This is a genomic window from Halomonas faecis, from assembly GCF_010993975.1.
GTDB classification, from domain to species: domain Bacteria; phylum Pseudomonadota; class Gammaproteobacteria; order Pseudomonadales; family Halomonadaceae; genus Halomonas; species Halomonas faecis.
On sequence record NZ_JAACZO010000052.1, the window covers coordinates 157932 to 183593 of the forward strand.

Genomic DNA, 25662 nt, shown 5'->3' on the forward strand with positions numbered 1-25662 from the left:
GCGCCTTCCCTGCGTTCTCATGGGTAGTGTCCACTGCGTTGACACGGCGCGGACCGCAAGATCCGCAAAGCTGTCTAGGCTGATGGACAACCCGGGGCGCTCATCTTGAGGGCCTGGGGGCGGAAAACAGGAGGCTTCGATGAGCATCTTCGATCATGTGCAGAATCGCTTCGAGCGTGTCCAGCAGGAAGAGATGTCCCTGCAGGAGTACCTGGAGCTGTGTCGCGAGGATCCCATGGTCTACGCCAGTGCTGCCGAGCGCATGCTCGAGGCCATCGGCGAGCCCGAGGTAATCGACACGGCCAAGGATTCGCGGCTCTCGAGGATCTTCTCCAACAAGGTGATTCGCCGCTATCCGGCGTTCTCCGAGTTCTACGGCATGGAAGAGGCGATCGAGCAGATCGTGGCCTACTTCCGTCATGCCGCCCAGGGGTTGGAAGAGCGCAAGCAGATTCTCTACCTGCTGGGGCCGGTGGGCGGCGGCAAGTCGTCGCTGGCCGAGCGGCTCAAGCTACTGATGGAGCGCGTGCCCTTCTATGCCATCAAGGGCTCGCCGGTCTACGAGTCGCCGCTGGGGCTGTTCTCGCCGGAAGAGGACGGCGAGCTGCTCGAGAAGGAATACGGCATCCCCCGTCGTCAGCTGAAGAGCGTGATGTCGCCCTGGGCGGCCAAGCGTCTCAAGGAGTACGGCGGTGATATCTCGCAGTTTCGCGTGGTGCGCCTCTATCCGTCGCGGCTCAACCAGATCGCCATTTCCAAGACCGAGCCGGGTGACGAGAATAACCAGGACATCTCGTCGCTGGTGGGCAAGGTCGACATTCGCCAACTCGAACTCTACTCCCAGGACGATCCGGATGCCTACAGCTTCTCTGGCGGCCTGTGCAAGGCGAACCAGGGGTTGATGGAGTTCATCGAGATGTTCAAGGCACCCATCAAGGTGCTGCATCCGCTGCTGACCGCCACCCAAGAGGGCAACTACAACCCCACCGAAGGCATGGGAGCGATCCCCTTCGACGGCATCATCCTCGCCCACTCCAACGAGAGCGAGTGGCAGACCTTCCGCAACAACCGCAACAACGAGGCGTTCCTCGATCGCGTCTACATCGTCAAGGTGCCCTACTGCTTGCGGGTGACCGAGGAGATCAACATTTATCGGAAGCTGCTCGAGCACTCTTCGCTCTCCGAGGCGCCCTGCGCGCCGGATACGCTGCGCATGCTGGCGCAGTTCTCGGTGCTTTCGCGGCTCAAGGAACCGGAGAACTCGAGCATCTACTCCAAGATGCGCGTGTATGACGGCGAGAATCTCAAGGATACCGATCCCAAGGCCAAGTCGATCCAGGAATATCGCGATGCCGCCGGCGTGGATGAAGGCATGGACGGGCTTTCCACCCGCTTTGCCTTCAAGATCCTTTCCAAGGTGTTCAACTTCGACAACCACGAGGTGGCGGCCAACCCGGTGCACCTGCTCTATGTGCTCGAGCAGCGCCTCGAGCAGGAGCAGCTGCCGCGCGAGACCTTCGAGCGCTACCTGCGCTTCATCAAGGAATTCCTGGCGCCGCGCTACGTCGATTTCATCGGCAAGGAGATCCAGACGGCCTATCTCGAGTCCTACTCCGAGTACGGCCAGAACATCTTCGACCGCTACGTCACCTACGCGGATTTCTGGATCCAGGATCAGGAGTATCGCGACCCCGAGACCGGCGAATTCCTCGACCGCCAGGCCTTGAACGAGGAACTCGAGAAGATCGAAAAACCGGCCGGCATTTCCAATCCCAAAGACTTCCGCCACGAGGTGGTCAACTTCGTGTTGCGGGCACGTGCCCAGAACAACGGCATGAATCCCAGCTGGCAGTCCTACGAAAAGCTGCGCGGGGTGATCGAGCACAAGATGTTCGCCAACACCGAGGAGCTGCTGCCGGTGATCTCCTTCAACGCCAAGGCGTCCTCGGCCGACCAGAAGAAGCACGAGGATTTCGTGGCACGCATGAAGGAGCGTGGCTATACCGAGAAGCAGGTTCGCCTGCTCTCCGAGTGGTACCTGCGCGTGCGCAAGTCGCAGTAGCCTGACGGCCACGGGCCACGGGCCACGGGCCACGGGCCACGGGCCACGGGCCACGGGTCGGGAAGGGTGCATCGGCCTCCCTTCCCGTGTCGACCAGCGCCGAGAGGAGGTCCGCATGACCTATTTCATCGATCGGCGTGCCAACGCCAAGCACAAGAGTGCCGTCAACCGCCAGCGCTTTCTCGATCGTTACCGCACGCACATCAAGCGCTCGGTGGAGGAAGCGGTCAACCGCCGCTCGATCACCGACATGGAGCGTGGCGAGAAGGTGTCGATTCCCACCCGGGACATCTCGGAGCCGGTGTTTCAGCACGGTCCCGGAGGCAAGCGCACCATCGTCAGCCCCGGCAACAAGGAGTTCGTCGAAGGGGATCGCCTGCGCCGCCCTGGTGGGGGCGGCGGTGGAGGAGGCGCCGGGGAGGGGAGCGCTTCCAACCAGGGCGAGGGCATGGACGAGTTTGCCTTCAGCCTGACCCGCGAGGAGTTCCTCGACTTCGTCTTCGACGGATTGGAGCTGCCGCATCTGGAGCGCAAGAATCTGGTCGACCTCGACGAGGTACGGCCGGTGCGTGCCGGCGTCTCTCGCGACGGCGTGCCGGCCCGGATCAATATCGTACGCTCGATGCGCGAGGCCCATGCGCGGCGCATCGCCATGCGCGCGCCGATTCGCCGTGCCCTGCGCGAGGCGCGCGAGGCGCTGGAGGAGGAGGAGAGCAAGGATCCGGTTCTGCGCAATCCGGCGCGGATCAATGAACTCAAGGCGGAGATCGAGCGCCTCGAACAGCGCCTCGAGGCGGTGCCGTTCATCGATACCTACGATCTGCGCTACAACCATCTGATCAACCAGCCCCAGCCCTCCAGCAAGGCGGTGATGTTCTGCGTGATGGATGTCTCGGGCTCCATGACCCAGGCCCACAAGGACATCGCCAAGCGCTTCTTCCTGCTGCTCTATCTCTTTCTCGAGCGCAGCTACGAGAAGGTCGAGCTGGTTTTCGTGCGCCACCACACGGCCGCCAAGGAGGTGGATGAAGAGGAGTTCTTCTATTCCCGTGAAACCGGCGGCACCATCGTCTCCAGCGCGCTCTCGCTGGTGGACGAGATCGTTACCGATCGCTACCCGCCCTCGCAGTGGAATCTCTACGTGGCACAGGCCTCCGACGGCGACAATTGGGACGATGACTCGGTGACCTGCCGCAAGCTGCTGCTCGAGCAGTTGATGCCGCGATTGCAGTACTTCACCTACGTGGAGATCACGCCGCATGCCCATCAGGCGCTGTGGGAGGAGTACGAGACGGTGGCCGTCGAATTTCCCGAACGCTTTGCCATGCGCCAGATCGTCGAGGCCGGTGACATCTACCCGGTGTTTCGCGACCTGTTCAAGCGCCGCGCCGCACAGTAGCCGGCCGAGGAGGCAACATGACGCGCCGTACCCCCATCGCCACCGGATCCGACTGGAGCTTCGAGGTACTGGAAGCCTACGAGCAGGAGCTGGCTCGTCTGGCCGACGAGTATCGCCTGGATACCTATCCCAACCAGATCGAAATCATCACCACCGAGCAGATGATGGACGCCTACGCCAGCGTGGGCATGCCGGTGGGCTATCATCACTGGTCCTACGGCAAGCAGTTCCTTGCCGTGGAGCAGGCTTATCGGCGGGGGCAGATGGGCCTGGCCTATGAGCTGGTGATCAATTCCGACCCCTGCATCGCCTACCTCATGGAGGAGAATACCCTGATGATGCAGGTGCTGGTGATGGCACATGCCTGCTACGGGCACAATTCCTTCTTCAAGGGCAACTATCTGTTTCGCACCTGGACGGACGCCAGCTCCATCGTCGACTACCTGGTGTTCGCCCGCAAATACGTCGCCGAGTGCGAGGAGCGTCATGGGGTGACCGCCGTCGAGCAGTTGCTGGACGCCTGCCATGCGCTGCAGAACTACGGGGTCGATCGCTACAAGCGCCCCTCGCCGATCTCCGCCGAGGAGGAAGCGCGGCGTCAGAAAGAGCGCGAAGAGCACCTGCAGGCCCAGGTGAACACCCTATGGCGGACCATTCCCGGCCGCCAGGGCGGCGACACGCTTCCCGGTAGCCTCGCCGACGAGGAGGATCCACTGGGTCTACACAGCGGCGAGCGCTACCCGCCCGAACCTCAGGAGAATCTACTCTACTTCATCGAGAAGAACGCCCCGCTGCTGGCGCCCTGGCAGCGCGAAATCGTGCGTATCGTGCGCAAGCTCGCCCAGTATTTCTACCCGCAGCGCCAGACCCAGGTGATGAACGAAGGATGGGCCTCGTTCTGGCACTATACGCTGATGAACCGCCTCTATGACGAGGGGCTGGTCGACGAGGGGCTGATGCTGGAGTTCCTGCAGTCGCATACTGCCGTCGTCAGCCAGCCGGCCTTCGACAGCCCCTACTACGGCGGCATCAACCCTTATGCGCTGGGCTTCGCCATCTTCAGCGACATCAAGCGCATGTGCCAGCAGCCCACCGACGAGGATCGCGAGTGGTTCCCCGATACCGCTGGCAGCGACTGGCTCGAAACCGTGCATTTCGCCATGAAGAACTTCAAGGACGAATCCTTCATTCAGCAGTTTCTGTCACCCAAGGTGATTCGCGACCTCAAGCTGTTCACCGTGGTGGACGACGACCAGGACGAGATGCTGGAGGTGACGGCAATCCATGACGAGCGCGGTTATCGTCGCGTACGTGAGGCGCTCGCCGTCCAGCATGCCCTGGCCGTGCGTGAGCCCAATATTCAGGTCTATGCCGCGGATATCCGCGGGGATCGCTCGCTGACCCTGCGTCATGTCCAGGACAATCGCCGTCCACTGGCACGCAGCGTCTATCCGGTGATGCGCCATCTGCATCAGTTGTGGGGCTTCCCGGTCAAGCTGGAGTCGTTGCTCGATGACGGCAGCGTGGCGCGCCGCTACCACTGGCCGCTGCCCGACGAGGAGGGCGATCGGCAATGAGTGCCGGCTGTCCGTCGGTTGCGTCGCCGCCGCCGATTCACTCGGCCGGCGCCCAGGACTGACACCAGCCACCGGGTGTCACTCGGTATTGCGGGAAGATCTGGCACCCTTGGGTATCGGCTTCGAAGAACAGGCAGTGGCGGCAGCTCTCGCCAGCGCTATAGGCAGGGTGCTGACTGGCATCGCTGGCGTTTTCCACATAGCCGAGAGCGCGCGCTTCCTCCGCTCCGGGCTCGAGATACGGCAATTCATCAGCCAGCGGGCGCCGAGCCAGCAGCCCCGCGCCCAGTGGCAGTGCGGCCAGGCCGAGCAGGCCCTGGCGCAGGAAAACACGACGGCGCTCGTCGGTCATGTCGCCTCCTCGTTGTCGTCACGTGTCATGGTGGACTCACCGTAGCGTCGTTGATGATACCGCGCCCACCTGTCGTCCCGTGATACCTCCTTTGGCATGCCCCGGCGATTCTGCCGCCCGGCCGGGCCTGATATACTCGGCAGCAGCTTGCGGCGAGCCTCGCCGCAGGAGTCACCGAGCGGGAGGATGCCAGATGCAGAACGCCGTGATCCTGATCAATACCGACAAGGGCCAGGTCAAGGCCGTGGCCGAGCGGCTCGCCGATGTCGACGGCATCAGCGAGGTCTATTCCACTTGCGGGCGCTACGATCTGGTGGCCATTGCCCGCACCCGCGATTTCGAGAGCCTCGCCGAGCTCGTCACCGAGCGCCTCAATGCCGTGGAAGGGATCAGCGATACCGAGACGCTCAATGCCATGCAGGTGCACTCCCGTCACGACCTGGAGACGATGTTCTCTCTCGGCTGGTAAGAGCCTGCCGCACCGCCATAACCTACCTCAGGAGCCCTAGCGTTCACGGATGACACGCCGCCGAAAGACCCGACCTCGCTCCCGCTGGCGCCGTTCGCTGCGCCGTTTCGCCGTCACTCTGCTCTTCGTGATGGTGGGCAGCGCTCTCTGGTACGGCCAGGAGCAGGCCTATCGCGACAGCCTGAGCTGGATGGGAGTGCCCACTTGGGAACGCCTTTCGCCGCTGACCTTGCACCGCGTACTGCGTAACGACGGGTTCCTGGTCGGCTGGTCGGACGTGCGCGTCAATCCGCTGTGGGTCAGCTACTGGCTGCACGAAGTGGACGATGCCGATATCGGCGCACGGCCAGCCTTTCGCCGCGATTGGCGCACCCTGTGGCCGATTGCCCCGGACAGCTATTTCGGCAGCGGCTACGACCGCGGCCACCTGGCGCCCAATTATGCCATCGCTACGGTGCACGGGGGTGAGGCCCAGCGCGACACCTTTCTGATGAGCAATCTGACGCCGCAGCGTCCCGACCTCAATCGCCGGCTCTGGCAGCGCCTCGAGGAAGTGGTGATCGATCGCTTCGTGCCGCGCTTCGGAGTCGTTCAGGTGATCACCGGGCCGGTATTCAGCGAGCGCTTCCTCGATGGCGCACGGCGCCGCGTGGGGCTGGTGGAAGTGCCGGAGGCGTTCTACAAGATCGTCGTGGTGCCCGCCGAAACGCCCAGAGTGCTGGCTTTCCTCATGCCTCAGACGGTTCGTGGCGACGAGCCGCTGGATGACTTCCTGGTGACTGTCGACGAGCTGGAAGCGCGTACCGGGCTCGACTTCTTTCCGCAGCTGCCCGAGTCGGTTGCCGAGTCGCTGGAGGGAGAGGTGGCGACCGAAGGGTGGGCCCTGGATGCGGTGAGCCAGCTGCCGGCGCGTTTTCAATAGACACGAAAAAACCGCGATCCAATGTCGCGGTCTCGGCTAAAGGGCTAGCTCTACTTGCGGTTCGTTACTGCATGATACGAGAAGCGTGGTGCCCAGGAGAGGACTTGAACCTCCACGTCCGTAAGGACACTAGCACCTGAAGCTAGCGCGTCTACCAATTCCGCCACCTGGGCGTATCATGCCGTTCGTCGTGTTCGGGCTCCCGTCAAGGGATGGTGCCCAGGAGAGGACTTGAACCTCCACGTCCGTAAGGACACTAGCACCTGAAGCTAGCGCGTCTACCAATTCCGCCACCTGGGCGAACACGAGCGAATAGAACTGACAAAGAGCATGGGAACGCATTCCCGGCGGTTCCAGGGGAACCTTGGTGCCCAGAAGAGGACTTGAACCTCCACGTCCGTAAGGACACTAGCACCTGAAGCTAGCGCGTCTACCAATTCCGCCATCTGGGCAGGCGTGGCGTATGGTACCGTAATCCCGGCGCAATGCAAGCCTCTTGCGACGGAGATCCGGGTTTCCGGTAGCACGGGGATCGAGCGGGACATGTCGTTGGGGTTGGGGTCGTCGCGGGGCGGGCGCTATACTGCGGCCATGATAATCGACCCGACCAACTCGACCCTACGCCTGCGGTGCTTTTTCGGCGCCTTTTCGGGCCCGCTTCCAACGATGCCGCCAAGGATGCCCCTCGCATGACCCAATGGACGCTCAGTGACGACCCCCATGCCAGCCGCGAGGCCCACAAGTACGATAAACCGGCACCCAGTCGCGAGTACCTCCTGGCGCGGCTGCAGGAGTACGGCAAACCCATCGCTCATGAAAAGATGAGCCGCTTGCTGGGTCTCGACGACGAGGATCTTCAGGAGGCGGTCAGGCGTCGTCTGGCGGCCATGGAGCGCGATGGCCAGGTGCTGCGCAACCGCGCCGGCGCCTATGCATTGATCGACAAGCTCGACCTGGTCAAGGGCAAGGTGCTCGGCCATCGCGATGGCTTCGGCTTCTTGCTGCGCGACGATGGCAAGAAACCCGATCTGGTTCTGCCGCCGCGCCAGATGCGCCGGGTCTTCCACGGCGACCATGTGCTGGTGCGCATCAGCGGTCGCGACCGTCGCGGTCGCGACGAGGCCACCATCGCCGAGGTACTGGCGCGCAACACCCAGACCATCGTTGGCGTCTATCGCGAGAACACCCCCGAGTTCGGGGTGCTGATTCCAGAGAACCCGCGCATCACCCAGGAGGTGATCATCCCTCACAGTGCCTGCGGCGGTGCCCAGGACGGCCAGGTGATCTCGGCGCGCATCGTCAAGCAGCCCGAGACCCGTGTCCAGCCAGTGGGAGAAGTGGTGGAGGTGCTGGGAGAGCGCATGGATCCGGGGATGGAGATCGATATCGCCATCCGCAGCTACGAGATTCCCGCCGAGTTCCCGCCCGAGGTTCATGATCAGATCGCCGGAATGTCCGCCGAGGTGGCCGAAGACGACAAGGCGCATCGGGTCGATCTGCGCGACGTGCCGCTGGTGACCATCGACGACGAGAGCGCCAAGGACTTCGACGACGCCGTGTGCGCCTGGAAGACCAAGTCCGGCAGCTGGAAGCTGCTGGTGGCCATTGCCGACGTATCCCACTACGTGCGGCCCGGCAGCGCCCTGGACGAGGAGGCGATCCGCCGTGGCAACTCGGTGTACTTCCCAGGGCAGGTGGTGCCGATGCTGCCCGAACTGCTCTCCAACGGGCTCTGCTCGCTCAATCCGGACGTCGACCGCCTGGCGCTGGTCTGCGAGATGAACATCTCCCAGAGCGGCGCGATCAGTCGCTATCGCTTCTACGAAGCGGTGTTCCGCTCCCATGCCCGCCTCACCTACAACAAGGTGGCGGCGATCCTCGACGACGAGGGGGAAGAGGGCGACGCCCTGCGCGAGCAGTATCGCGAACTGGTCAAGCCGCTCGGCAATCTGCATGCCCTCTATCGCCTGCTGCGCGAGGCGCGCGAAGCGCGTGGCGCCATCGACTTCGAGACCACCGAGACTGCCATCGTCTTCAACGACGAGCGCAAGATCGAGAAGATCGTGCCGCGCACTCGCAACGATGCCCACAAGATCATCGAGGAGTGCATGTTGGCGGCCAACGTGGCGACGGCGCGCTTTCTCGACAAGCATGACTTGCCGGCGCTGTATCGCATCCACGAGAAACCCTCGCCGGAGCGTCTCGACAAGCTGCGGCTGTTTCTCAATGAGCTGGGGCTGTCGCTGGGCGGAGGGGACGACCCCAGCCCGCAGGACTACCGGGAGCTCGCCGAGTCGATCAAGGGCCGTCCCGATGCCGACGTCATCCAGACGGTGATGCTGCGCTCCATGAGTCGGGCAGTCTATTCGCCCCAGAACGACGGTCACTTCGGCTTGGCTTACCCGGCCTACGCGCACTTCACCTCACCGATCCGCCGCTACCCCGACCTGATCGTGCATCGCGCCATCCGTTCGGTGATTCGTGGCCCGCGCCAGACCAACACCGTGCTGCGCGCCGAGGGGGCGCCGGTGGAGCCGCCGAGCAAATGGGCTCCCTACACCTTCGAGCAGATGCTCGAGCTGGGCGAACACTGCTCGATGACCGAGCGGCGCGCCGATGATGCCACCCGTGACGTGGAAGACTGGCTCAAGTGCGAGTTCATGTCCGACAAGCTCGGCGAGATCTACGACGGCAGCATCGCTTCGGTGACCCAGTTCGGCATCTTCGTGCGTCTCGACGAGGTCTACGTAGAGGGCTTGGTGCACGTCACCTCGCTGCCCTCCGACTATTATCACTACGAGCCGGAAAAGCACCGCCTGAAAGGCGAGCGCAGCGGCATGAGCTATCGTCTGGGGGACGGCGTCACCGTGCAGGTGGCCCGCGTCGACCTGGACGAGCGCAAGATCGACTTCGCCCTGGCCGACGACAAGCCGCGCCCCAAGCGTCAGCCACGTCGTCGGCGCGCCGCGGATGCCGCCCCGAGCCGTGGGCGTGCCGAGGCGGGTGCGCAGAAGAAGAAAAAGCAGGGCGAGTCGGCGACCGCGACGGAAGCCGAGAACAAGGGCAAGCGACGTAGCCGCGGCGGGCGCGGCAACAAGTCGCGCTCGCGCAAGCGCTGAATCAGGGTAGACCCCGGTGACCGAGAAACGACGTACCAAGGCCAGGCCGGGGAGCAAGCCCCGGCGCGATCGCCGTGCCGCCGTGGCAGGCCCCCCCGGACTCGAGGCGGTGTTCGGCGTGCATGCGGTGGAGGCGCTGCTGGCACGCGGCGAGCCGCCCCGTGAGTTGTGGGTGCAGGAGGGAGCAGCCGAACGGCGCCTGGCAGCGCTCGTTGAGCGCGCTCGCGCGGCGGGGCTGCAGCCAGTGGCTCAGCCCCGCGAAACCCTGGATGCGCTGGTTGGCAGTGCGGCCCATCAGGGCGTGGTGGCATTCTGCACGCCGCTTGCCGGACAGGATGAGGCGGAACTGTGGTTTCGGCTGGAAGCCTGGCCGTTGCCGGTGTCGCCGTTGCTACTGGTGCTCGATGGCGTCACCGACGTGCACAACTTCGGTGCCTGCCTGCGCACTGCCGATGCCGCTGGCGTGCACGGCGTGATCGTGCCCAAGGACAAGTCGGCCCCCCTCAATGCCACGGTACGCAAGGTGGCCTGCGGCGCGGCCGAGAGCATACCGGTTTATCAGGTCACCAACCTGGCCCGGTCGCTGGCCCGGCTGAAGTCGCTGGGCGTGTGGCTGATCGGCACTGCCGGCGAGGCCGAGACGATGCTGTTCGACGCCGACTTGTCCGGCCCCGTGGCACTGGTGATGGGGGCCGAAGGCAAGGGGCTTCGCCGGCTCACCCGCGAAGCGTGCGATCACCTGGTCAAGCTACCCATGGCCGGCAGCGTCTCGAGCCTCAACGTCTCCGTTGCCACCGGCATCGGCCTTTTCGAGGCGGTGCGGCAACGGACCCACTGAGACACGAGCCTCGAGCCTCGAGCCTCGAGCCTCGAGCCACGGGTTTCGGGTTTCGAGGGGCGAGTTAGACTATCGCCCGCAGCCCGCAGCCCGCAGCCCGCAGCCCGCAGCCCGCAGCCCGCAGCTTGCACTCTTCGCGCGCAGTCTTTAAAATGTTTGCGCCCGTTCCTGTGTGAGCGGGCGTTTCCATTTCACCTCCTTGCTTCCTCTGAGCGACAAGGTTCCTCATGTGGAAGCTGCTAACCCGCAAGGAGATCCCATGCGTCATTACGAAATCGTGTTCATGGTCCATCCGGACCAGAGCGAGCAAGTGCCGTCCATGGTCGAGCGCTACTCGAGCATCGTCACCGACAGCGGTGGTACCGTGCATCGCCTCGAAGACTGGGGCCGTCGTCATCTGGCCTACCCGATCAACAAGATCCACAAGGCTCACTACGTGCTGATGAACGTGGAGTGCAGCGGTGAGACCCTCGACGAGATCGAGAACATCTTCCGTTTCAACGATGCCATCATTCGTAGCCTGGTGGTGCGTTGCAAGGAAGCCATCACCGAGGCATCGCCGATGATGAAGCCGGCCGAAGAGAAGCGGGCGCGCCGCGAAGAGAAGCCGCGCAGCGCCGAAGCCACCGCTTAAGTCCCATTCGCTCGCCCCAAGGAGTTTTTTCCATGGCACGCTTTTTCCGTCGCCGCAAGTTCTGCCGTTTCACCGCTGAAGGCGTGAAACAGATCGACTACAAGGATCTGGACACGCTCAAGGCCTACATCACCGAGACCGGCAAGATCGTTCCCAGCCGTATCACCGGCACCAAGGCGCGTTACCAGCGTCAGCTGGCGACCGCCATCAAGCGCGCTCGCTACCTGGCTCTGCTGCCCTACAGCGACAGCCACCAGTAAGCCGGTCGTCCGATGTTGCCGATCGCTCGCTGGCTGATGCGCGGCACGCCCCACGCAGCCGGTGGGGCTGCCGTGGCGGCCATCGTCCCCTGGCTGTTCTGGCTGAGCGGCGCCGTTGCCGCGCTGGTCACCCTGCGTCGCGGTCTCTCTCCGGCACTGCCGGTGATCGTGGCGGCAGCCGTACCTGCCGGATGGTGGTGGACGCAAGGCGATGCGATTCCCCTGGCCAGTGTGCTGCTGGTCACGCTGATGGCACTGGTGCTGCGTGAGCGCATGCGCTGGAGTGAGGCGTTGATCGTCGGCACCCTGGCGGCAGCGGTCATGGTGCAGCTGGGGCTCTTCGTGCCATCGGGGGGCACCGGCCCGCTGCTGGAACAGCTGCGTGAAGGGTCGGCCGAGATCGATGCCATGCTCAACGAGCTGGCGCGTCAGGGCTATGATACCGAGGCGCTCACCACCCTGCTGGTCGGTGGCGTTACCGGAGTGGTGGTGCTGCTGGCATCGATAGCCTGTCTGGCGCTGGCACGCAGCTGGCAGGCGGGGCTCTACAACCCCGGCGGGTTTCGCGAAGAGTTCCATGCACTTCGTCTGTCGGGCCGCGAGTTGGCGGTGCTGGTGGGGATCGCCGTGGCAGGCGGCCTGCTGGGGATGCCGGCACTCATTACGCTGGCCTGGGTGCCGCTGCTGGTATGCGGCGTGGCGTTGGTACACGGCTTCATCGGAGCCAAGGGCATGAACGGGCTGTGGTTGATCGCTTTCTATCTGTTGCTGATCACCACCTGGCCCATGATACTGATCGTGCTGTTGGTGGCTTTCCTCGACGTGTTCGCGGACTTCCGCGGCCGTCTGGCCACCCACAGCGATTGACATAGAGGTTAACGAGATGGAAGTCATTCTGCTCGACAAGATTGGCAAGCTGGGCAGCCTGGGCGACCAGGTCAACGTCAAGCCCGGCTACGGCCGCAACTACCTGGTTCCCTACGGGCTGGCCGTACCGGCGACCAAGGACAACGTCGCTGCCTTCGAGGCACAGCGCGCCGAACTCGAGGCCCAGGCCGCCGAGCGCAAGGCCGAGGCCGAAACGCGTGCCGCTCAGCTCGCCGATATCGAGCTGTCGCTGGTCGCCAAGGCCGGTGACGAAGGCAAGCTGTTCGGTTCCATCGGTCCGCGCGACCTGGCCGAGGCGATCTCTTCCGCTGGCATCGATGTCGCCAAGAGCGAGGTGCGTATGCCGGAAGGGCCGATTCGTGCCACTGGCGAGTACGACGTCGACCTGCACCTGCACGCCGAAGTCGATGCCACCGTGCGCGTGGTGGTGGTGGCCGAATAAGCCGCTACGCCTGCTGGCGCGCTGCCCCGCACCCGACAGGGTTGCGGGGCTTTTCATTGGCGGTCGACGCATTTGGACGGCCGCCGGGTTGCGCTAGAATGATTCTTCGGCCCCATGGAGTCCACCTGCCATGAATGATGTCGTCGCCCCCGATCAGGAAACCGCCGCGCTCAAGGTGCCACCGCACTCTCTCGAGGCCGAGCAGTCGGTGCTGGGCGGACTGATGCTCGACAATTCCGCCTGGGACAACATTGCCGACCGACTGGTGGCCGACGATTTCTATCGCTATGAGCATCGGCTGATCTTCAACGTCATGGCGAGGCTGGCCGAGGCGGCGCAGCCGCTCGATGTGGTGACGCTCTCCGAGGCGCTGGAAGGGCGCGATCAGCTCGAGACGGTAGGCGGGCTCGCCTACCTGGCAGAACTGGCGCGCAACACCCCTTCCGCCAGCAATATCCGCGCCTATGCCGACATCGTTCGGGAACGTGCCACGCTGCGCAAGCTGATCCGCGCCGCCAGCCAGATCGCCGACGGCGCCTTCAGCCCCCAGGGGCGGCCCGCGGACGAGCTACTCGACGAAGCCGAGCGGCTGGTCTTCCAGATCAGCGAAGAACGGCCCAAGAGCGGTGGTCCCATCGGCATGAGCGACCTGCTGGCCAAGGCGGTGGATCGCATCGATGAACTGTTCAACATGCAGGGCGAGATGACCGGTCTTTCCACCGGCTTTCGCGACCTCGACGAAATGACCTCGGGACTGCAGGCGTCGGATCTGGTGATCATCGCCGGGCGTCCTTCCATGGGCAAGACGACGTTCGCCATGAACCTGGTGGAGCATGCGGTGATCTCCAGCGACAAGCCGGTCATGGTGTTTTCCATGGAGATGCCGGCCGATGCGCTGATGCTGCGCATGCTGTCGTCGTTGGGGCGCATCGACCAGACCCGAGTGCGTACCGGCCAGCTCGAGGACGAAGACTGGCCGCGCCTGACTTCGGCGGTGAACCTGCTCAAGGACAAGCAGCTGTTCATCGATGATACGGCGGCCCTGTCGCCCAGCGAGATTCGCTCCCGGGTCCGCCGGGTGGTGCGCGAGCACGGCAATCTCTCGATGATCATGGTCGACTACCTGCAGTTGATGCAGATCCCCGGCTTTTCCGAGAACCGGACCGGAGAAATCTCGGAGATCTCGCGCTCTCTGAAAGGCATTGCCAAGGAGTTCGGCTGTCCACTGGTGGCACTTTCCCAGCTCAACCGCTCGCTCGAGCAGCGTCCCAACAAGCGGCCGGTCATGTCGGACCTGCGCGAATCCGGGGCCATCGAGCAGGATGCCGACATCATCGCCTTCGTCTACCGTGACGAGGTCTACAATCCGGACAACCCCGACAACCAAGGGCTGGCCGAACTGATCATCGGCAAGCAGCGTAACGGTCCCATCGGTACTGTGCACATGGCTTTCATCGGCAAGTACACTCGCTTCGAGGATCTGGCACCCGACAGCTACGGCGAAGCGTTCGGCGGCTGAGCGGCTTGAGTCCCACCGGCGAGTTCGTATAATGCCGACCCCCGATTCAGTACAGGAAGGAGACACCATGGCAGGCGGATTCAGGCGCGGCAAGCGGGCACCCAAGTTGGAAGCCCGTGGCGAGCTGCAGTCGGTGGAGCGGGAAGGGCCGTTCAAGGAGTGGTTGGGGATGCCGGACCTCTACCGCTTCCAACTGGTGGTGGATGGCGAGACGTACAGCTACCAGACCGAAGAGGCCGAGCTCACCGTGGCGGTCGGCGATCGCGTGGTCTTTCGCTACAAGGAAACCAAGGCGGGTAAATGGGTCGACCGCAACTCGCTTGCCAAGGCGATCGATCCCTCCGATTATCAGTAGTTTGTGGAACCCTTCCGGGCGTCGAGGAGTCACAGTCCCAATCTTGGCTCGTCACCGTCGCGTCATCTTCCGGCGTCAAGCTGTGGCGGTACGCCAATCACAAGACACCTGGAGAACGCCATGGAGTTTCACGAACTAAAGGCCTTCGCGACCCATCGCGACAACTTCGAGATTCGCGTCATCACGCATGCCGGCAGTCATTGCTATCAGGTCGAGCTGGAAGACATGGAAGGCGCCCGCCATACTCTCGAACGTCGCGGTAAACCCATGCTCTTCCGTTCGCTGGAGGACGTCTACCTGGAGCTCAAGCGGGCGGGCATTCATCGCGCCTACCTGGTTCAGTACGTTCCTCAGGACGAGGTCATCGGCCGCGAGACGCACTACCACGATCCGTTGACGTCACGCATGCCGCTGGTGTTTTGAGCGCTAAGACCACGAGTTTTCGGTAAGCTGTACAGATCGGCTTCATAGTACAACTTCATGCCACGGGCAAGCATTGCCTGATACACTGGGCCCACGTCGCTAGTGACCACAAGGAGCCCAGGCATGACCGCATCGCAAGTGGAGCAGGATCACCCCGGCCAGGGACGCCTGGCTCATTCTCCCGCCGATCATCCGCCGATTCCGCGTGCCAAGGTGGGTGTCGTGCTGGCGAACCTGGGGACCCCCGACGCCACCGACTATTGGTCCATGCGCCGCTATCTTGGCGAATTCCTCTCCGACAAGCGGGTGGTGGACTACCCGAGCTGGAAGTGGCAACCGCTGCTGCAGTTGATCATCCTCTCTCGGCGTCCGTTCAGTTCCGGCGCCGCCTATCGGGGCATCTGGAACACCGAGAAGGACGAGAGCCCACTGCTGACCGTCACCCGTGAGCAGACCCGCAAGGTAGCCGAAGGGCTCGAATCGCTGTACGGCGACGCAGTGATGGTCGACTTCTGCATGCGCTACGGCAACCCCTCCACCGACAGCGTGCTGCGTCGGATGCAGGCCGCGGGCTGCGAAAGGATTCTGTTCTTCCCGCTCTATCCCCAGTACGCCTCGCCGACCACGGCAACGGCCAACGACCAGGCCTTTCGCACCCTGATGAAGCTCAAGTGGCAGCCAGCGATTCGCACCGTTCCCGCCTACTTCGAGCATCCTCAATACATCGACGCTTTGGCCAACTCGGTGAACGAGGCCTATGCCGACGTCGAAGGAAGCCCCGAAGTACTGGTGGCGTCATATCATGGCGTACCCAAGCGTTTCCTGATGGAGGGTGATCCCTACCACTGCCAGTGCCAGAAGACCACGCGGCTGTTGCGCGAACGGCTGGGGTGGGAGGCGGACGCCATTCACACGGCCTTTCAGTCGCAGTTCGGCCCCGAGGAGTGGGTGGGGCCGCAAACCGTGGATCACGTCGCCGAGCTGGCGAAACGGGGCAAGAAGCATATCGCGGTGATCTCGCCGGCCTTCTCGGCCGACTGCGTGGAAACGCTCGAAGAGATCAACGAGGAGATCAAGGAGAGCTTCCTCGAAGCCGGCGGCGAGCGTTTCACCTACGTGCCCTGTCTCAATGACCGCGACGACCACATCCAGGCGTTGCTCGCGGTGGTCCGCAACGAGCTCGCCGGTTGGTGTTGAGAGTGCGCTTCAGGCGTTCTCGCGGCGCTTGAGTCGCGACCGCTTGGCCTTGGTGCGCCATGGATGGCGAGCTCGGGCCGGGCGCGCGACCCGGCTCTGGCCGACATCCTCGTCGCGGAACTCCGGCAGCGAGCCACGCGTACCGGTGTAGAAGCGCAGGTGCATGTGCAGGCCGGTCTTGGCCAGCATGTGGCCGGTTACCGGTGCGGTGATGAACAAGAACAGCGTGATCAGCAGCTCCTGTACGTGGAACTCGCGCTGGGTCACGGTGAAGTAGAGCATCGAGGCGATCAGTATGCAGCCGATGCCCAGGGTGGTGCCCTTGGTGGGGCCGTGCAGGCGCATGAAGAAATCCTTGAGCTTGAGCATGCCCAGCGAACCGGTGAAGGCGAAGATGCCGCCAGCAACCAGCAGGAAGGCGATGACGCCTTCGGTAATGACATAGAACGTCATGGTTTCGCTCTCTCCGTCATTCGATGATGTCGCCGCGCAGCAGGTAGCGGCAGATGGCCATGGTGCCCACGAAGCCCAGCATGGCGATGAGGATCGCGGCCTCGAAGTAGGTCTTGGTGTTCAGCCACAGGCCCAGCAGCACGATCAGCGCGATGGAGTTGACGTAAAGCGTATCCAGCGCCAACAGGCGATCCGGTACGTCAGGGCCCGCGGCCAGGCGATAGACGTTCATCGCCATGGCCAGCACGATCAGCGTCAGACTGATCCACAAAGCGGTGTCTAGCATTCGAAGATCTCCTTGAGCGGCCGCTCGTAGCGCTCCTGGATCTCGCGGATCAGGGCCTGCTCCTCGTCCATGTCCAGGGCATGGATCAGCAGTGACGAGCTGTCCAGGCGAATGTTGGTGGAGACGGTGCCCGGCGTCATGGTGATGGTGTTGGCCAGCAGAGTGATGGCGAGGCGGTCCTTGAGAGCCAGCGGATACTCGATGAATCCGGGATGCGCTTCACGCTTGGGCGAGAGAATCAGCAAGCTCACCTGCAGGTTGGCCATGACGATATCCCACAGCACGATCAGCACGAAGCGGGCCAGCTTGAGCGGGTGCTTGACGCGCGGCAGCGGCTCCCAAAAGCCCCGGGTCAGCAATGGGATCGCCACGGCAAGGAAACCGCCCAGCAGAATGTGGCCGAAGGCCAGACTGCGGACCATCAGCAGCCATGCCATCAGCAGCACCAACGACAGCACGGGGGTCGGAAGGTAGCGTTGCAGGCGTGTCATGGCGACTCTCCCTGGATGGCTTGGAACTGGGTCGCCTGGGCTGCGGGGGCATCGCCCAGCAGTTCGGCAATGACGGCCTGGGGTTGGGCGAGCTGCCGGGCCGTGGCCTGCGTGTACTCGCTCATCGGCCCACCGAAGATCACCAGCAGCGGGGCATAGGCCAGCAGCCACAGCACGCCGCCGAGCTGGGCGCGGGTGACGCGGCCGGTAGCCACTTCACCCTTGTAGCTGGCCCAGAACAGCACCGAGCCGGCCCGCGACAGGGCGACCAGCGCGCACAGTCCGGCCAGCAGCAGCAGCGGCCACAGCCACAGCCGGGCATTGCCCTCGACGGCCTGCATCAGCATCAGCTTGCCCAGGGCACCGGCCAAGGGCGGCAGGCCGGCCACGGCCACCGCCGCCACCAGAAACAGCCCGCCGAGCAGGAAACGCTGATAGAGGCGCCGGGCACGCACCAGTCGGGTGCCGGCTTTGGCTCGTTGCTGACCGATCAGCTCGGCGATCAGGAATAGCGATCCGCAGATCAGGGTAGTATGAGGCAGGTAATACAGCAGGGCGGTGTTGGCCGCCGGGCTTTGCAGCGCCGTGCCCGCCAGCAGGGTGCCCACCGAGATCAGCACCAGATAGGCGATCAGGGTGCGCAGGTCGCGGGCAGCGAGCACGCCTACCGCTGCCAGCACCAGCGTGGCCAGCCCCGACCACCATAGCCAGGCGTCGATGGGGTCTTCCGCCGGACTGTCGGCGAAGATCAGTGTCTGCACGCGGAGGATGGCGTAGAGGCCCACCTTGGTCATGATGGCGAACAGCGCCGCTACCGGAGCGGGAGCCGCGGCATAGGTGCGTGGCAGCCAGAAGTAGAGTGGCAGCAGTGCCGCCTTGAGACTGAACACCACGATCAGCAACAGACCGCCGGCCGTCACCAAGGCCGCTTGATCGTTGGGCATGCTGGCCACTCGGCGAGCCATGTCGGCCATGTTGAGGGTGCCGGTCGCGCCGTAGAGGATGCCCAGCGAAATCAGGAACAGCGCCGAGCCGGCCAGATTGAGGATCACATAGTGCAGGCCGGCACCCACTCGCGCCTTGCCGCCACCGTGCATCAGTAGCGCATAGGAGGCGAGCAGCAGTATCTCGAAGAAGACGAAGAGGTTGAAGATGTCGCCGGTGAGGAAGGCGCCGTTCAGCCCCATCAGCTGCAGCTGGAACACGCCATGGAAGTAGGCGCCGCGCTGGTCGTCGCCGGCACAGGCGAAGATCACGCAACCCATGGCCAGTACGGCGGTGATGGTCAGCATCAGCGCAGAGAGCCGGTCGAGCATCAGAATGATGCCGAAGGGTGCCTGCCAGTTGCCCAGGGCATAGAAGGCCAGCTCGCCGCTGCTGGCGTGCGACAGCAGGACGAGATTGACCAGCACGAGCAGGGCAGTGAAGGCCACGCTGAGGAGCCGCTGGCGCTGTTCGGAGATGCGGTTGGAGAGCAGCAGCAGAACCAGTGCCGCGAACATCGGCAGCACGATGGGCAGGGCGAGCAGATGTTGGCTCATCAGCGAGTGTCTCCTTCTTCGCCCTGCTGGCCGTCCACGTGGTCGCTGCCGAGTTCGCTACGTGCGCGCACGGCGAGGATGACGACGAAGGCGGTCATGGCGAAGCCGATCACGATGGCGGTGAGTACCAGCGCATGGGGCAGCGGATCGGTGGGACTGATCGAGGCGCCGATGACCGGCGCCGCGTTGGTGCGCAGTCCGCCGCTCGAGAACAGGAAGAGGTTCACCGCATAGGAGAGCAGCGAAAGACCGATGATGACTGGGAAGGTTCGTCCGCGTAGCAGCAGATAGACGCCGCTGGCGGTGAGTACACCGACCATCAGTGAGAAAAGGGCTTCCATCAGCGTTCCTCCAGAGTCGGGCGGTGAAGGGTGGTGACCCGGCCGAGGTTGACCAGAATCATCAGGGTGGCGCCGACCACGGCAAGGAAGACGCCCAGGTCGAACAGCATCGCCGTGGCCAATTCGAAGTCGCCGATCAGCGGCAGGTGGAAGTGGCCGAAGGACGTGGTCAAGAAGGGGTAGCCGAACAGCCAGCTGCCAAGGCCCGTGGCCAGGGCGACGGCCAGCCCCGATACGGCGATCACCGGATAGGAAACGGGCAGGCGAGCCCGCGTCCAGTCGTGGCCGCGGGCCATGTACTGCAGCAGCAGCGCGGTGGCGGTGATCAGTCCGGCGATGAAACCGCCGCCGGGCTGGTTGTGGCCGCGCAGGAAGATGTAGACCGAAACCAGCAGGGCGAGCGGCAACAGAATCTGCGATACCACGGCCAGGATCATCGGGTGGCGCTGCTGGGACCAGCGGATGCCCTCGACGTTGCCGGCGGGCATGAACAGCTTCAGGCGGTTGAGCAGTTTGAACGTGGCCAGGCCGGCGAGGGTCAGCACGGTGATCTCGCCGAAGGTGTCGAAGCCGCGGAAGTCCACCAGGATGACGTTGACCACGTTGGAGCCGCCGCCGCCGGGGACGCTCTCGCGCAGGAAGTAGTCGGCGATGGTCAGCGTCTCGCGGGTCAGCAGCGCGTAGTTGAGCATGGCGATCACCAGCCCCATGGCCACCGCCAGGATCAGGTCGCGCAGGATGCGTCGACCGGAGACCAGCAGCGGCGGGCGCTGGGGCAGGAAGAAGAGTGCCAGGATCAGCAGGATCATGGTCACCACCTCCACCGACAGCTGAGTCAGGGCCAGGTCCGGTGCCGAGAAGCGTACGAAGGTCAGCGACACCACCAGGCCGACCACCGATAACATCAGGATCGACACCAGGCGCCAGCGATGGCTCAAGGCACTGCCGATGGCGCCGAAGATGGCCAGGGCCGCGCCCAGCACCAGCATGGCGTCCAACGATTGCAGGCCGGCCGCGCCGGTGAGCGTGTCCAGTTTCATCAGACCGATGCCGGCCATGGCCAGGGCGCAGAGGATCAACAGCGCCTGGTAGCGTTGCAGCGAACCGTTCTCCAGACGCAGGGTCAGCCACAGTGAGGCCTTGACGACGCGCAACACGGCCGCCTCGAAGAGTCGGCTGGCATCGCGCGAGGGGAAGAGGGTGGCGAGACCGGCGATGCGCTTGTGCTGACGCAGCACGATCACACCGCCGGCAATGGCGATCAGGCTCATGACCAGTGGCAGGTTGATGCCGTGCCACAGCGCCAGGTGCAGTTCGGGGGAGGCGTCGCCCTGCACCGCCAGGCTGGCGGCACGGACGATGGGTTCGGCCAGCGTCATGGGGAAGAGCCCGATCAGCAGGCTCATGGCGGCCAGGAAGAGCCCGGGGGTCAGCATGCCGCGGGCCGGATCGTGTGCCTTCAGCGGTGGCAGGGTCTTCTCCTCGCGGGACAGCTTGGGCTCGGCGAAGAACAGGCTCCAGATCAGACGCAAGGAATAGGCCACCGATAGAGTGGCGCCCACCAGCACCAGCAGCGGGATGACGGCGCTGAGCGCTCCCAGCAGGCCTGTCTGCAGGCTCTGGTCGAGGAGCATCTCCTTGGACAGGAAACCGTTGAATGGCGGAATGCCGGCCATGGCGGCCCCGGCCAGCAGCGTCAGGGTGCCGGTGAGCGGCATCATCGACCACAGGGCGCCGAGACGGTCGATGTCGCGGGTTCCGGTTTCGTGGTCGATGATTCCCACGCTCATGAACAGCGCCGCCTTGAAGGTCGCATGATTGAGAATGTGGAAGGTCGCTGCAGCCAGCGCCAGCGGGCTGCCGAGGCCCAGCAGGAGGGTGATGAGGCCCAGGTGACTCACCGTCGAGAACGCCAGGATGCCCTTGAGGTCGCGCTGCAGTAGGGCGAACCAGGCGGCATAGATCAGAGTGGCGAGGCCGGCCAGAGTCAGGCACAGTGACCACAGCGGCGTGTCGCCCAGTGCCGGGTTGAGGCGTGCCATCAGGAAGACGCCGGCCTTGACCATGGTCGCCGAGTGCAGGAAAGCGGAAACCGGCGTGGGCGCTGCCATGGCGTGGGGCAGCCAGAAGTGGAACGGAAACTGCGCCGATTTGGTGAAGGCGCCGAACAGCACCAGGGCCACGATCAGCGTGTAGTGTTCGGAGGCTCGGATGGCATCGCCGGCGGCGAGCACCTCGCCCAGGGCGAAGGTGCCGGCGGCCTGGCCGATCAGCAGGAAGCCGGCGAGCAGCGCGAGCCCGCCGGCTCCGGTGACTGCCAGAGCCATGCGCGCGCCGCGCCGGGCGTCGCTGCGGTGCCCCCAGAAGCCGATCAGCAGGAAGGAGGAGATGCTGGTCAGCTCCCAGAACAGCCACAGCAGAATCAGGTTGTCCGCCATGACGATGCCGAGCATGGCGGTCATGAACAGCATCATGTAGGCGAGGAAGCGACCGTCGTCCTCGTCGGCACTGAGGTAGTGGCCGGCGTAGTAGAGGATCAGGCTACCGATACCCAGGATCAGCAGGGAAAACAGCAGCGTCAGGCCGTCGATGCGCAGGGCGAGATCGAGGCCGAGCAACGGCATCCAAGGTATCTGTAGGCTGACCATGTCGCCAGAGAGCACGGCCGGGGCGTTGCTGAGCACCAGGGCCAGGGCGAGCAGTGGGGCGACGAGAGTGGCCTTGACGCAGAACATGCGGCCACGGCGAGACGTCATCACCGGCACGAAGATGCCGGCGATGGTGAGAAGGGGAATCCACAACAATGACATTGGTGGTTCGTCCATTCTGACGGCGGTTACGGTGGCATCGCCGCCACGCCCTGGCCGTCGCATGATCGGTGCATCGATGCGTGGCGTTGCCATGTGCCGAAACCATGGGCACACGCATTGGGTCGGAGGCGATACGAGATCGCGCCGCTGACCCGTTGGGAGCGTCACATGAACAAACGGTGGCGGCTTGTTACTCTATCTGGCCGTTTTGCCCGAGGGGCGACGCCGGTGGCGGTCAGCTGCGGCGCAGAGTTTATCGGCTTTGGGTAGGCAAACATAGCGCCCTGGGGCGGTGCGGCTTCATCCATTCGGCTAAGTCGACGTAGAAAGGTGATTGACGTCAAGAAAACGCCATCGTGATGCGAGTGCCAAGCGGTAGGCGGTGCCGTTGGCGCGATGGTCACACCCTGCACTAGGCTCCTAAGGCGTCATGGGCATGGCCGCGTGTCGGGTATGGTGCGGCCCGTTCGGGCAGGCAAAATCAGCGGGAAGAGGGAGCGATGATGCAGATAGCCGTGCTGTCGGGGTTCGTACTGGCTGCCTTTGCGCCGCTATTGTATCGCTGGCTGGGCCAGCGTACGGCGGCGATCATGGCCCTGTACCCCTTGGCCATCGTGGTGTGGCTGTTGGCGCAGTGGTCCACCGTGGTGACTGGCGGTGAGCCGGTGTGGCTGGAGATGGCCTGGGTGCCAGGCATGGACATCACCCTGACCTTCCTAATCGACGGGCTCGCTCTGCTGTTCGGGTTGCTGATAGCGGGTATCGGCGTCCTGGTGCTCGTCTATGCCGGCGAGTATCTGCGCGGCCACCCCGATCTGCCGCGCTTCTTGGCGATCATCACGGCCTTCATGATGTCCATGCTGGGGCTGGTGCTTGCCGACAACCTGGTCACCCTGTTCGTGTTCTGGGAATTGACCAGCATCACCTCCTACCTGCTGATCGGCTTCAACCACACCGATATTTCGGCGCGCAAGGCGGCACTGCAGGGTCTGTTCGTGACCGTCGCCGGAGGACTGGCGCTGATGGCCGGGGTGGTGATGTTGGGCGTCGCGGGCGAGAGCTGGTCGCTGGCCGAACTCACGACGCGCGGCGACCAGTTGCGCAGCCATGCTCTCTACACGCCGATGCTCATCTGTCTGCTGTTGGGGGCCTTCACCAAGTCGGCGCAGTTTCCGTTCCACTTCTGGCTGCCCAACGCCATGGCGGCACCCACGCCGGTATCGGCCTATCTGCATTCGGCGACCATGGTCAAGGCGGGCATCTACCTGATGGCACGCCTGCAACCGAGCCTCGGGGGAACCGACCTCTGGGTCGTCACTCTCTCGCTGGTCGGGGGCGTGACCATGTTTACCGGCGCTTTCCTGGCGGTTCGCCACACCAACGTCAAGAAACTGCTTGCCTATTCGACGATCATGGCACTGGGTACCTTGACCATGCTGTTGGGCATCGGTACCGAGGGGGCGTTGATCGCGTTCGTGACCTTCTTGCTCGCTCACTCCCTCTACAAGGGGGCGTTGTTCATGGTGGCGGGCATTCTGGACCATGAGACCGGCACCAAGGACGTCACCGCCATGGGCGGGCTCAGGGCCTTGATGCCGATAACGGCAGGGGTGGCGTTGGTGGCGGCGCTCTCCCTGGCGGGGGTGCCGCCGTTGCTGGGCTTCATCGGCAAGGAGTTGATGCTCGATTCGGTGATGAATGCCTCCCATTACAAGGCGTTGCTTCTACTGCTGGCCTTCATGGCCGCCATTCTGACCATCGCCGTGGCGGCCATCGTGGCGCTGCGTCCGTTTTTCGGCGAGCAGCGGCAGACCCCGCGTGCGGCGCACGAGGCACCCCTGGCGATGCTGTTCGGGCCGGCGGTGCTGGCCGGGGCGTCCCTTCTTCTGGGGCTGGTGCCGGGCAGCCTGGATCGTCTGGTCGGTGTCACCGTGGCGGGCATCGGCGCGGCGGGGGCGGACGTCCATCTGGCGCTGTGGCACGGCATCAACCTGCCGTTGCTGCTCTCCCTGGCGGCCCTTGCGCTGGGCTGGGTGACGTATCGGCGCTGGGACCGGGTGCGGGCCCGGCTGGCCTATCTCGACCCGCTCATGGCACGCGGTCCCGAAGCGGCTTACGACGCCGTCATGCTTGGAGTGGCAGGGGGCGCCGAGTGGCAAACGCGGTTGCTGCAAAACGGTTACATGCGCAACTACGTGCTGGTGATGGTCGCAACGCTGATTGCGCTGCTCGGGAACTCATTGTTGCTGCGTCACTCGCCGGAGATCGCCTTTCAGCTCGATGTGCATTTCCATGAAGCGGTCGTGGTATCGCTGATGGCGATGGCTGCACTGTTCGCCACCATCACCCGCTCACGGCTGGGCGCGGTGGCCTCAGTAGGGATCATGGGGTTCTCCATCGCTTTGACCTTCATTCTGTTCAGCGCTCCGGACCTGGGCATCACTCAGCTGCTGGTGGAAACCCTCACGGTTATCCTGCTGGTATTGGTGTTGTTCCGGCTGCCGCGATTCGCGAGTCTATCGACGCCGCTCGAGCGCATACGCGATCTTTTGGTCGCCGGCAGCATGGGAGTGTTGATCACCCTGCTGGTACTCACATCCTGGGGAATCGACCAATTCATCCCCATCTCCGGCTATATGGTCGACAACAGCGTCCCGCTTGCCCACGGACGCAACATCGTCAACGTCATTCTGGTCGACTACCGTGCTCTGGATACGCTGGGCGAGATCTTCGTTCTGGCACTGGCGGCAATTGGCGTGGTCGCCATGCTCAAGCTGCGTGCTGCCAAGCCAACGGACGAGACCAAGGGGAGGAGCGATGGTTAAGTCGGGTACCCTCATACTGCATACGGCGGCGCGCATACTGATGCCGCTGCAACTGTTGTTCGCAGTGTTCCTGCTGTTGAGAGGTCACGACGAACCGGGGGGTGGGTTCATCGCGGGCCTGGTGGCGGCAGGTGGCTTCACCCTCTACCTGTTCGCTTATGGGATCAGCGCCACGCGCGAAGTGCTGCGCATGGTCGATCCTCGCGACCTCATCGGAGTGGGACTGCTGCTGGGCATGATTTCGGTATTCCCCGCCTGGTTTTTCGATCAGCCCTTTCTAACGGCCCAGTGGTGGACGATCCCCGGTATCGATTTCACCGCTTCGACGCCGCTGATCTTCGACATCGGTGTCTTCCTGGCCGTGCTGGGTTCCGTGCTGGCGATGGTGATGACACTGATGGAGGTGGACAAGGATGAGCCGTGAACGCCCGCTTGCGTCGAACCCTGAGCGAGAGGAGT

Annotated in this window: 24 protein-coding genes and 3 tRNA genes; 17 read left to right on the forward strand and 10 right to left on the reverse strand. The window is 64.0% G+C overall.

Translation table 11 applies throughout. The features are described 5' to 3' along the window. The first annotated feature begins 139 nt into the window (after positions 1-139). The 3 genes from GFD32_RS15295 (at position 140) to GFD32_RS15305 (ending at position 5038) form a co-directional block, all read left to right on the forward strand. Complete coding sequence (locus GFD32_RS15295) at positions 140-2062, forward strand: PrkA family serine protein kinase (protein WP_163577459.1); 1923 nt, start codon at positions 140-142, stop codon at positions 2060-2062. Between the two features lie 115 nt (positions 2063-2177). Next, positions 2178-3461, forward strand: coding sequence for a YeaH/YhbH family protein (locus GFD32_RS15300; protein ID WP_163577460.1), 1284 nt, complete (start codon positions 2178-2180; stop codon positions 3459-3461). Between the two features lie 17 nt (positions 3462-3478). Then, entirely contained in the window at positions 3479-5038 is a 1560-nt protein-coding gene (locus GFD32_RS15305; RefSeq protein WP_163577461.1) for a SpoVR family protein, read from the forward strand. A gap of 37 nt (positions 5039-5075) precedes the next feature. Here the strand turns inward: GFD32_RS15305 and GFD32_RS15310 are convergent, their stop codons facing one another. Further along, positions 5076-5390 carry a high-potential iron-sulfur protein gene (locus GFD32_RS15310; RefSeq protein ID WP_163577462.1) on the reverse strand — a complete coding sequence of 105 codons (315 nt, stop codon included), beginning with the start codon at positions 5388-5390 and terminating at the stop codon, positions 5076-5078. 193 nt (positions 5391-5583) lie between these two features. Here GFD32_RS15310 and GFD32_RS15315 point away from each other — a divergent pair, with 193 nt between their 5' ends. Further along, positions 5584-5859 (forward strand): Lrp/AsnC family transcriptional regulator, encoded by a 276-nt coding sequence (locus GFD32_RS15315; protein ID WP_163577463.1) that lies wholly within the window; start codon positions 5584-5586, stop codon positions 5857-5859. Positions 5860-5908: 49 nt separating this feature from the next. Beyond that, on the forward strand, positions 5909-6781 hold the full coding sequence (locus tag GFD32_RS15320) for a DNA/RNA non-specific endonuclease (protein ID WP_163577464.1): 873 nt from the start codon (positions 5909-5911) through the stop codon (positions 6779-6781). Positions 6782-6867: 86 nt separating this feature from the next. On the opposite strand, the gene GFD32_RS15325 is transcribed toward GFD32_RS15320, so the two are convergent. From GFD32_RS15325 to GFD32_RS15335, 3 genes are all read right to left on the reverse strand, one after another. Next, positions 6868-6954, reverse strand: a tRNA-Leu gene (locus GFD32_RS15325). A gap of 40 nt (positions 6955-6994) precedes the next feature. Further along, positions 6995-7081, reverse strand: a tRNA-Leu gene (locus tag GFD32_RS15330). Between the two features lie 65 nt (positions 7082-7146). Next, positions 7147-7233: transfer RNA gene (locus GFD32_RS15335), tRNA-Leu, on the reverse strand. A 237-nt stretch (positions 7234-7470) separates the two neighbouring features. Between GFD32_RS15335 and rnr the strand changes: the two genes are divergently transcribed. The 10 genes from rnr to hemH all read left to right on the forward strand — a co-directional run bounded on the left by rnr (position 7471) and on the right by hemH (position 16456). After that, positions 7471-9900: a ribonuclease R gene (gene rnr / locus GFD32_RS15340; RefSeq protein ID WP_163577465.1), complete on the forward strand. Its 2430-nt coding sequence runs from the start codon at positions 7471-7473 to the stop codon at positions 9898-9900. Between the two features lie 82 nt (positions 9901-9982). After that, positions 9983-10738, forward strand: a complete 756-nt coding sequence (gene rlmB, locus GFD32_RS15345; RefSeq protein ID WP_276208815.1) for a 23S rRNA (guanosine(2251)-2'-O)-methyltransferase RlmB — start codon at positions 9983-9985, stop codon at positions 10736-10738. Between the two features lie 259 nt (positions 10739-10997). Beyond that, complete coding sequence (gene rpsF, locus GFD32_RS15350) at positions 10998-11372, forward strand: 30S ribosomal protein S6 (RefSeq protein ID WP_163577466.1); 375 nt, start codon at positions 10998-11000, stop codon at positions 11370-11372. Positions 11373-11404: 32 nt separating this feature from the next. Continuing rightward, positions 11405-11632, forward strand: a complete 228-nt coding sequence (gene rpsR, locus GFD32_RS15355) for a 30S ribosomal protein S18 (protein WP_163577467.1) — start codon at positions 11405-11407, stop codon at positions 11630-11632. A 12-nt stretch (positions 11633-11644) separates the two neighbouring features. Next, on the forward strand, positions 11645-12499 hold the full coding sequence (locus GFD32_RS15360; protein WP_163577468.1) for a hypothetical protein: 855 nt from the start codon (positions 11645-11647) through the stop codon (positions 12497-12499). 16 nt (positions 12500-12515) lie between these two features. After that, complete coding sequence (rplI, locus tag GFD32_RS15365; protein WP_163577469.1) at positions 12516-12962, forward strand: 50S ribosomal protein L9; 447 nt, start codon at positions 12516-12518, stop codon at positions 12960-12962. A 130-nt stretch (positions 12963-13092) separates the two neighbouring features. Beyond that, on the forward strand, positions 13093-14481 hold the full coding sequence (gene dnaB / locus GFD32_RS15370) for a replicative DNA helicase (RefSeq protein WP_163577470.1): 1389 nt from the start codon (positions 13093-13095) through the stop codon (positions 14479-14481). A 67-nt stretch (positions 14482-14548) separates the two neighbouring features. Continuing rightward, positions 14549-14836, forward strand: a complete 288-nt coding sequence (locus GFD32_RS15375; protein WP_163577471.1) for a hypothetical protein — start codon at positions 14549-14551, stop codon at positions 14834-14836. A gap of 120 nt (positions 14837-14956) precedes the next feature. After that, a complete protein-coding gene (locus GFD32_RS15380; RefSeq protein ID WP_163577472.1) occupies positions 14957-15259 on the forward strand; it encodes a DUF6482 family protein in 303 nt (100 codons plus the stop codon). A 123-nt stretch (positions 15260-15382) separates the two neighbouring features. Next, positions 15383-16456: a ferrochelatase gene (gene hemH / locus GFD32_RS15385; protein ID WP_163577473.1), complete on the forward strand. Its 1074-nt coding sequence runs from the start codon at positions 15383-15385 to the stop codon at positions 16454-16456. A gap of 9 nt (positions 16457-16465) precedes the next feature. Here the strand turns inward: hemH and GFD32_RS15390 are convergent, their stop codons facing one another. Genes GFD32_RS15390 through GFD32_RS15415 form a run of 6 tightly spaced genes read right to left on the reverse strand, consistent with a single transcriptional unit; the run spans position 16466 to position 22378 of the window. Further along, complete coding sequence (locus GFD32_RS15390) at positions 16466-16909, reverse strand: Na+/H+ antiporter subunit G (RefSeq protein ID WP_163577474.1); 444 nt, start codon at positions 16907-16909, stop codon at positions 16466-16468. 16 nt (positions 16910-16925) lie between these two features. Further along, positions 16926-17195, reverse strand: a complete 270-nt coding sequence (locus GFD32_RS15395; protein WP_163577475.1) for a K+/H+ antiporter subunit F — start codon at positions 17193-17195, stop codon at positions 16926-16928. Then, positions 17189-17686: a Na+/H+ antiporter subunit E gene (locus GFD32_RS15400; protein WP_163577476.1), complete on the reverse strand. Its 498-nt coding sequence runs from the start codon at positions 17684-17686 to the stop codon at positions 17189-17191. The genes GFD32_RS15395 and GFD32_RS15400 overlap by 7 nt, the downstream gene beginning before the upstream one ends. Further along, a complete protein-coding gene (locus tag GFD32_RS15405; RefSeq protein ID WP_163577477.1) occupies positions 17683-19227 on the reverse strand; it encodes a monovalent cation/H+ antiporter subunit D in 1545 nt (514 codons plus the stop codon). The genes GFD32_RS15400 and GFD32_RS15405 overlap by 4 nt, the downstream gene beginning before the upstream one ends. Continuing rightward, on the reverse strand, positions 19227-19568 hold the full coding sequence (locus GFD32_RS15410; protein ID WP_163577478.1) for a Na+/H+ antiporter subunit C: 342 nt from the start codon (positions 19566-19568) through the stop codon (positions 19227-19229). Before GFD32_RS15410 ends, GFD32_RS15405 begins: the two co-directional genes overlap by 1 nt. Continuing rightward, the gene (locus GFD32_RS15415) at positions 19568-22378 is read right to left on the reverse strand and encodes a monovalent cation/H+ antiporter subunit A (RefSeq protein ID WP_163577479.1); all 2811 of its coding nucleotides are present in this window, start codon (positions 22376-22378) and stop codon (positions 19568-19570) included. Before GFD32_RS15415 ends, GFD32_RS15410 begins: the two co-directional genes overlap by 1 nt. Positions 22379-22881: 503 nt before the next feature. Here GFD32_RS15415 and GFD32_RS15420 point away from each other — a divergent pair. After that, positions 22882-25203 carry a putative monovalent cation/H+ antiporter subunit A gene (locus GFD32_RS15420; protein WP_163577564.1) on the forward strand — a complete coding sequence of 774 codons (2322 nt, stop codon included), beginning with the start codon at positions 22882-22884 and terminating at the stop codon, positions 25201-25203. Beyond that, a complete protein-coding gene (locus GFD32_RS15425) occupies positions 25196-25627 on the forward strand; it encodes a Na+/H+ antiporter subunit B (protein ID WP_163577480.1) in 432 nt (143 codons plus the stop codon). Before GFD32_RS15420 ends, GFD32_RS15425 begins: the two co-directional genes overlap by 8 nt. The last annotated feature ends 35 nt before the right edge of the window (positions 25628-25662 follow it).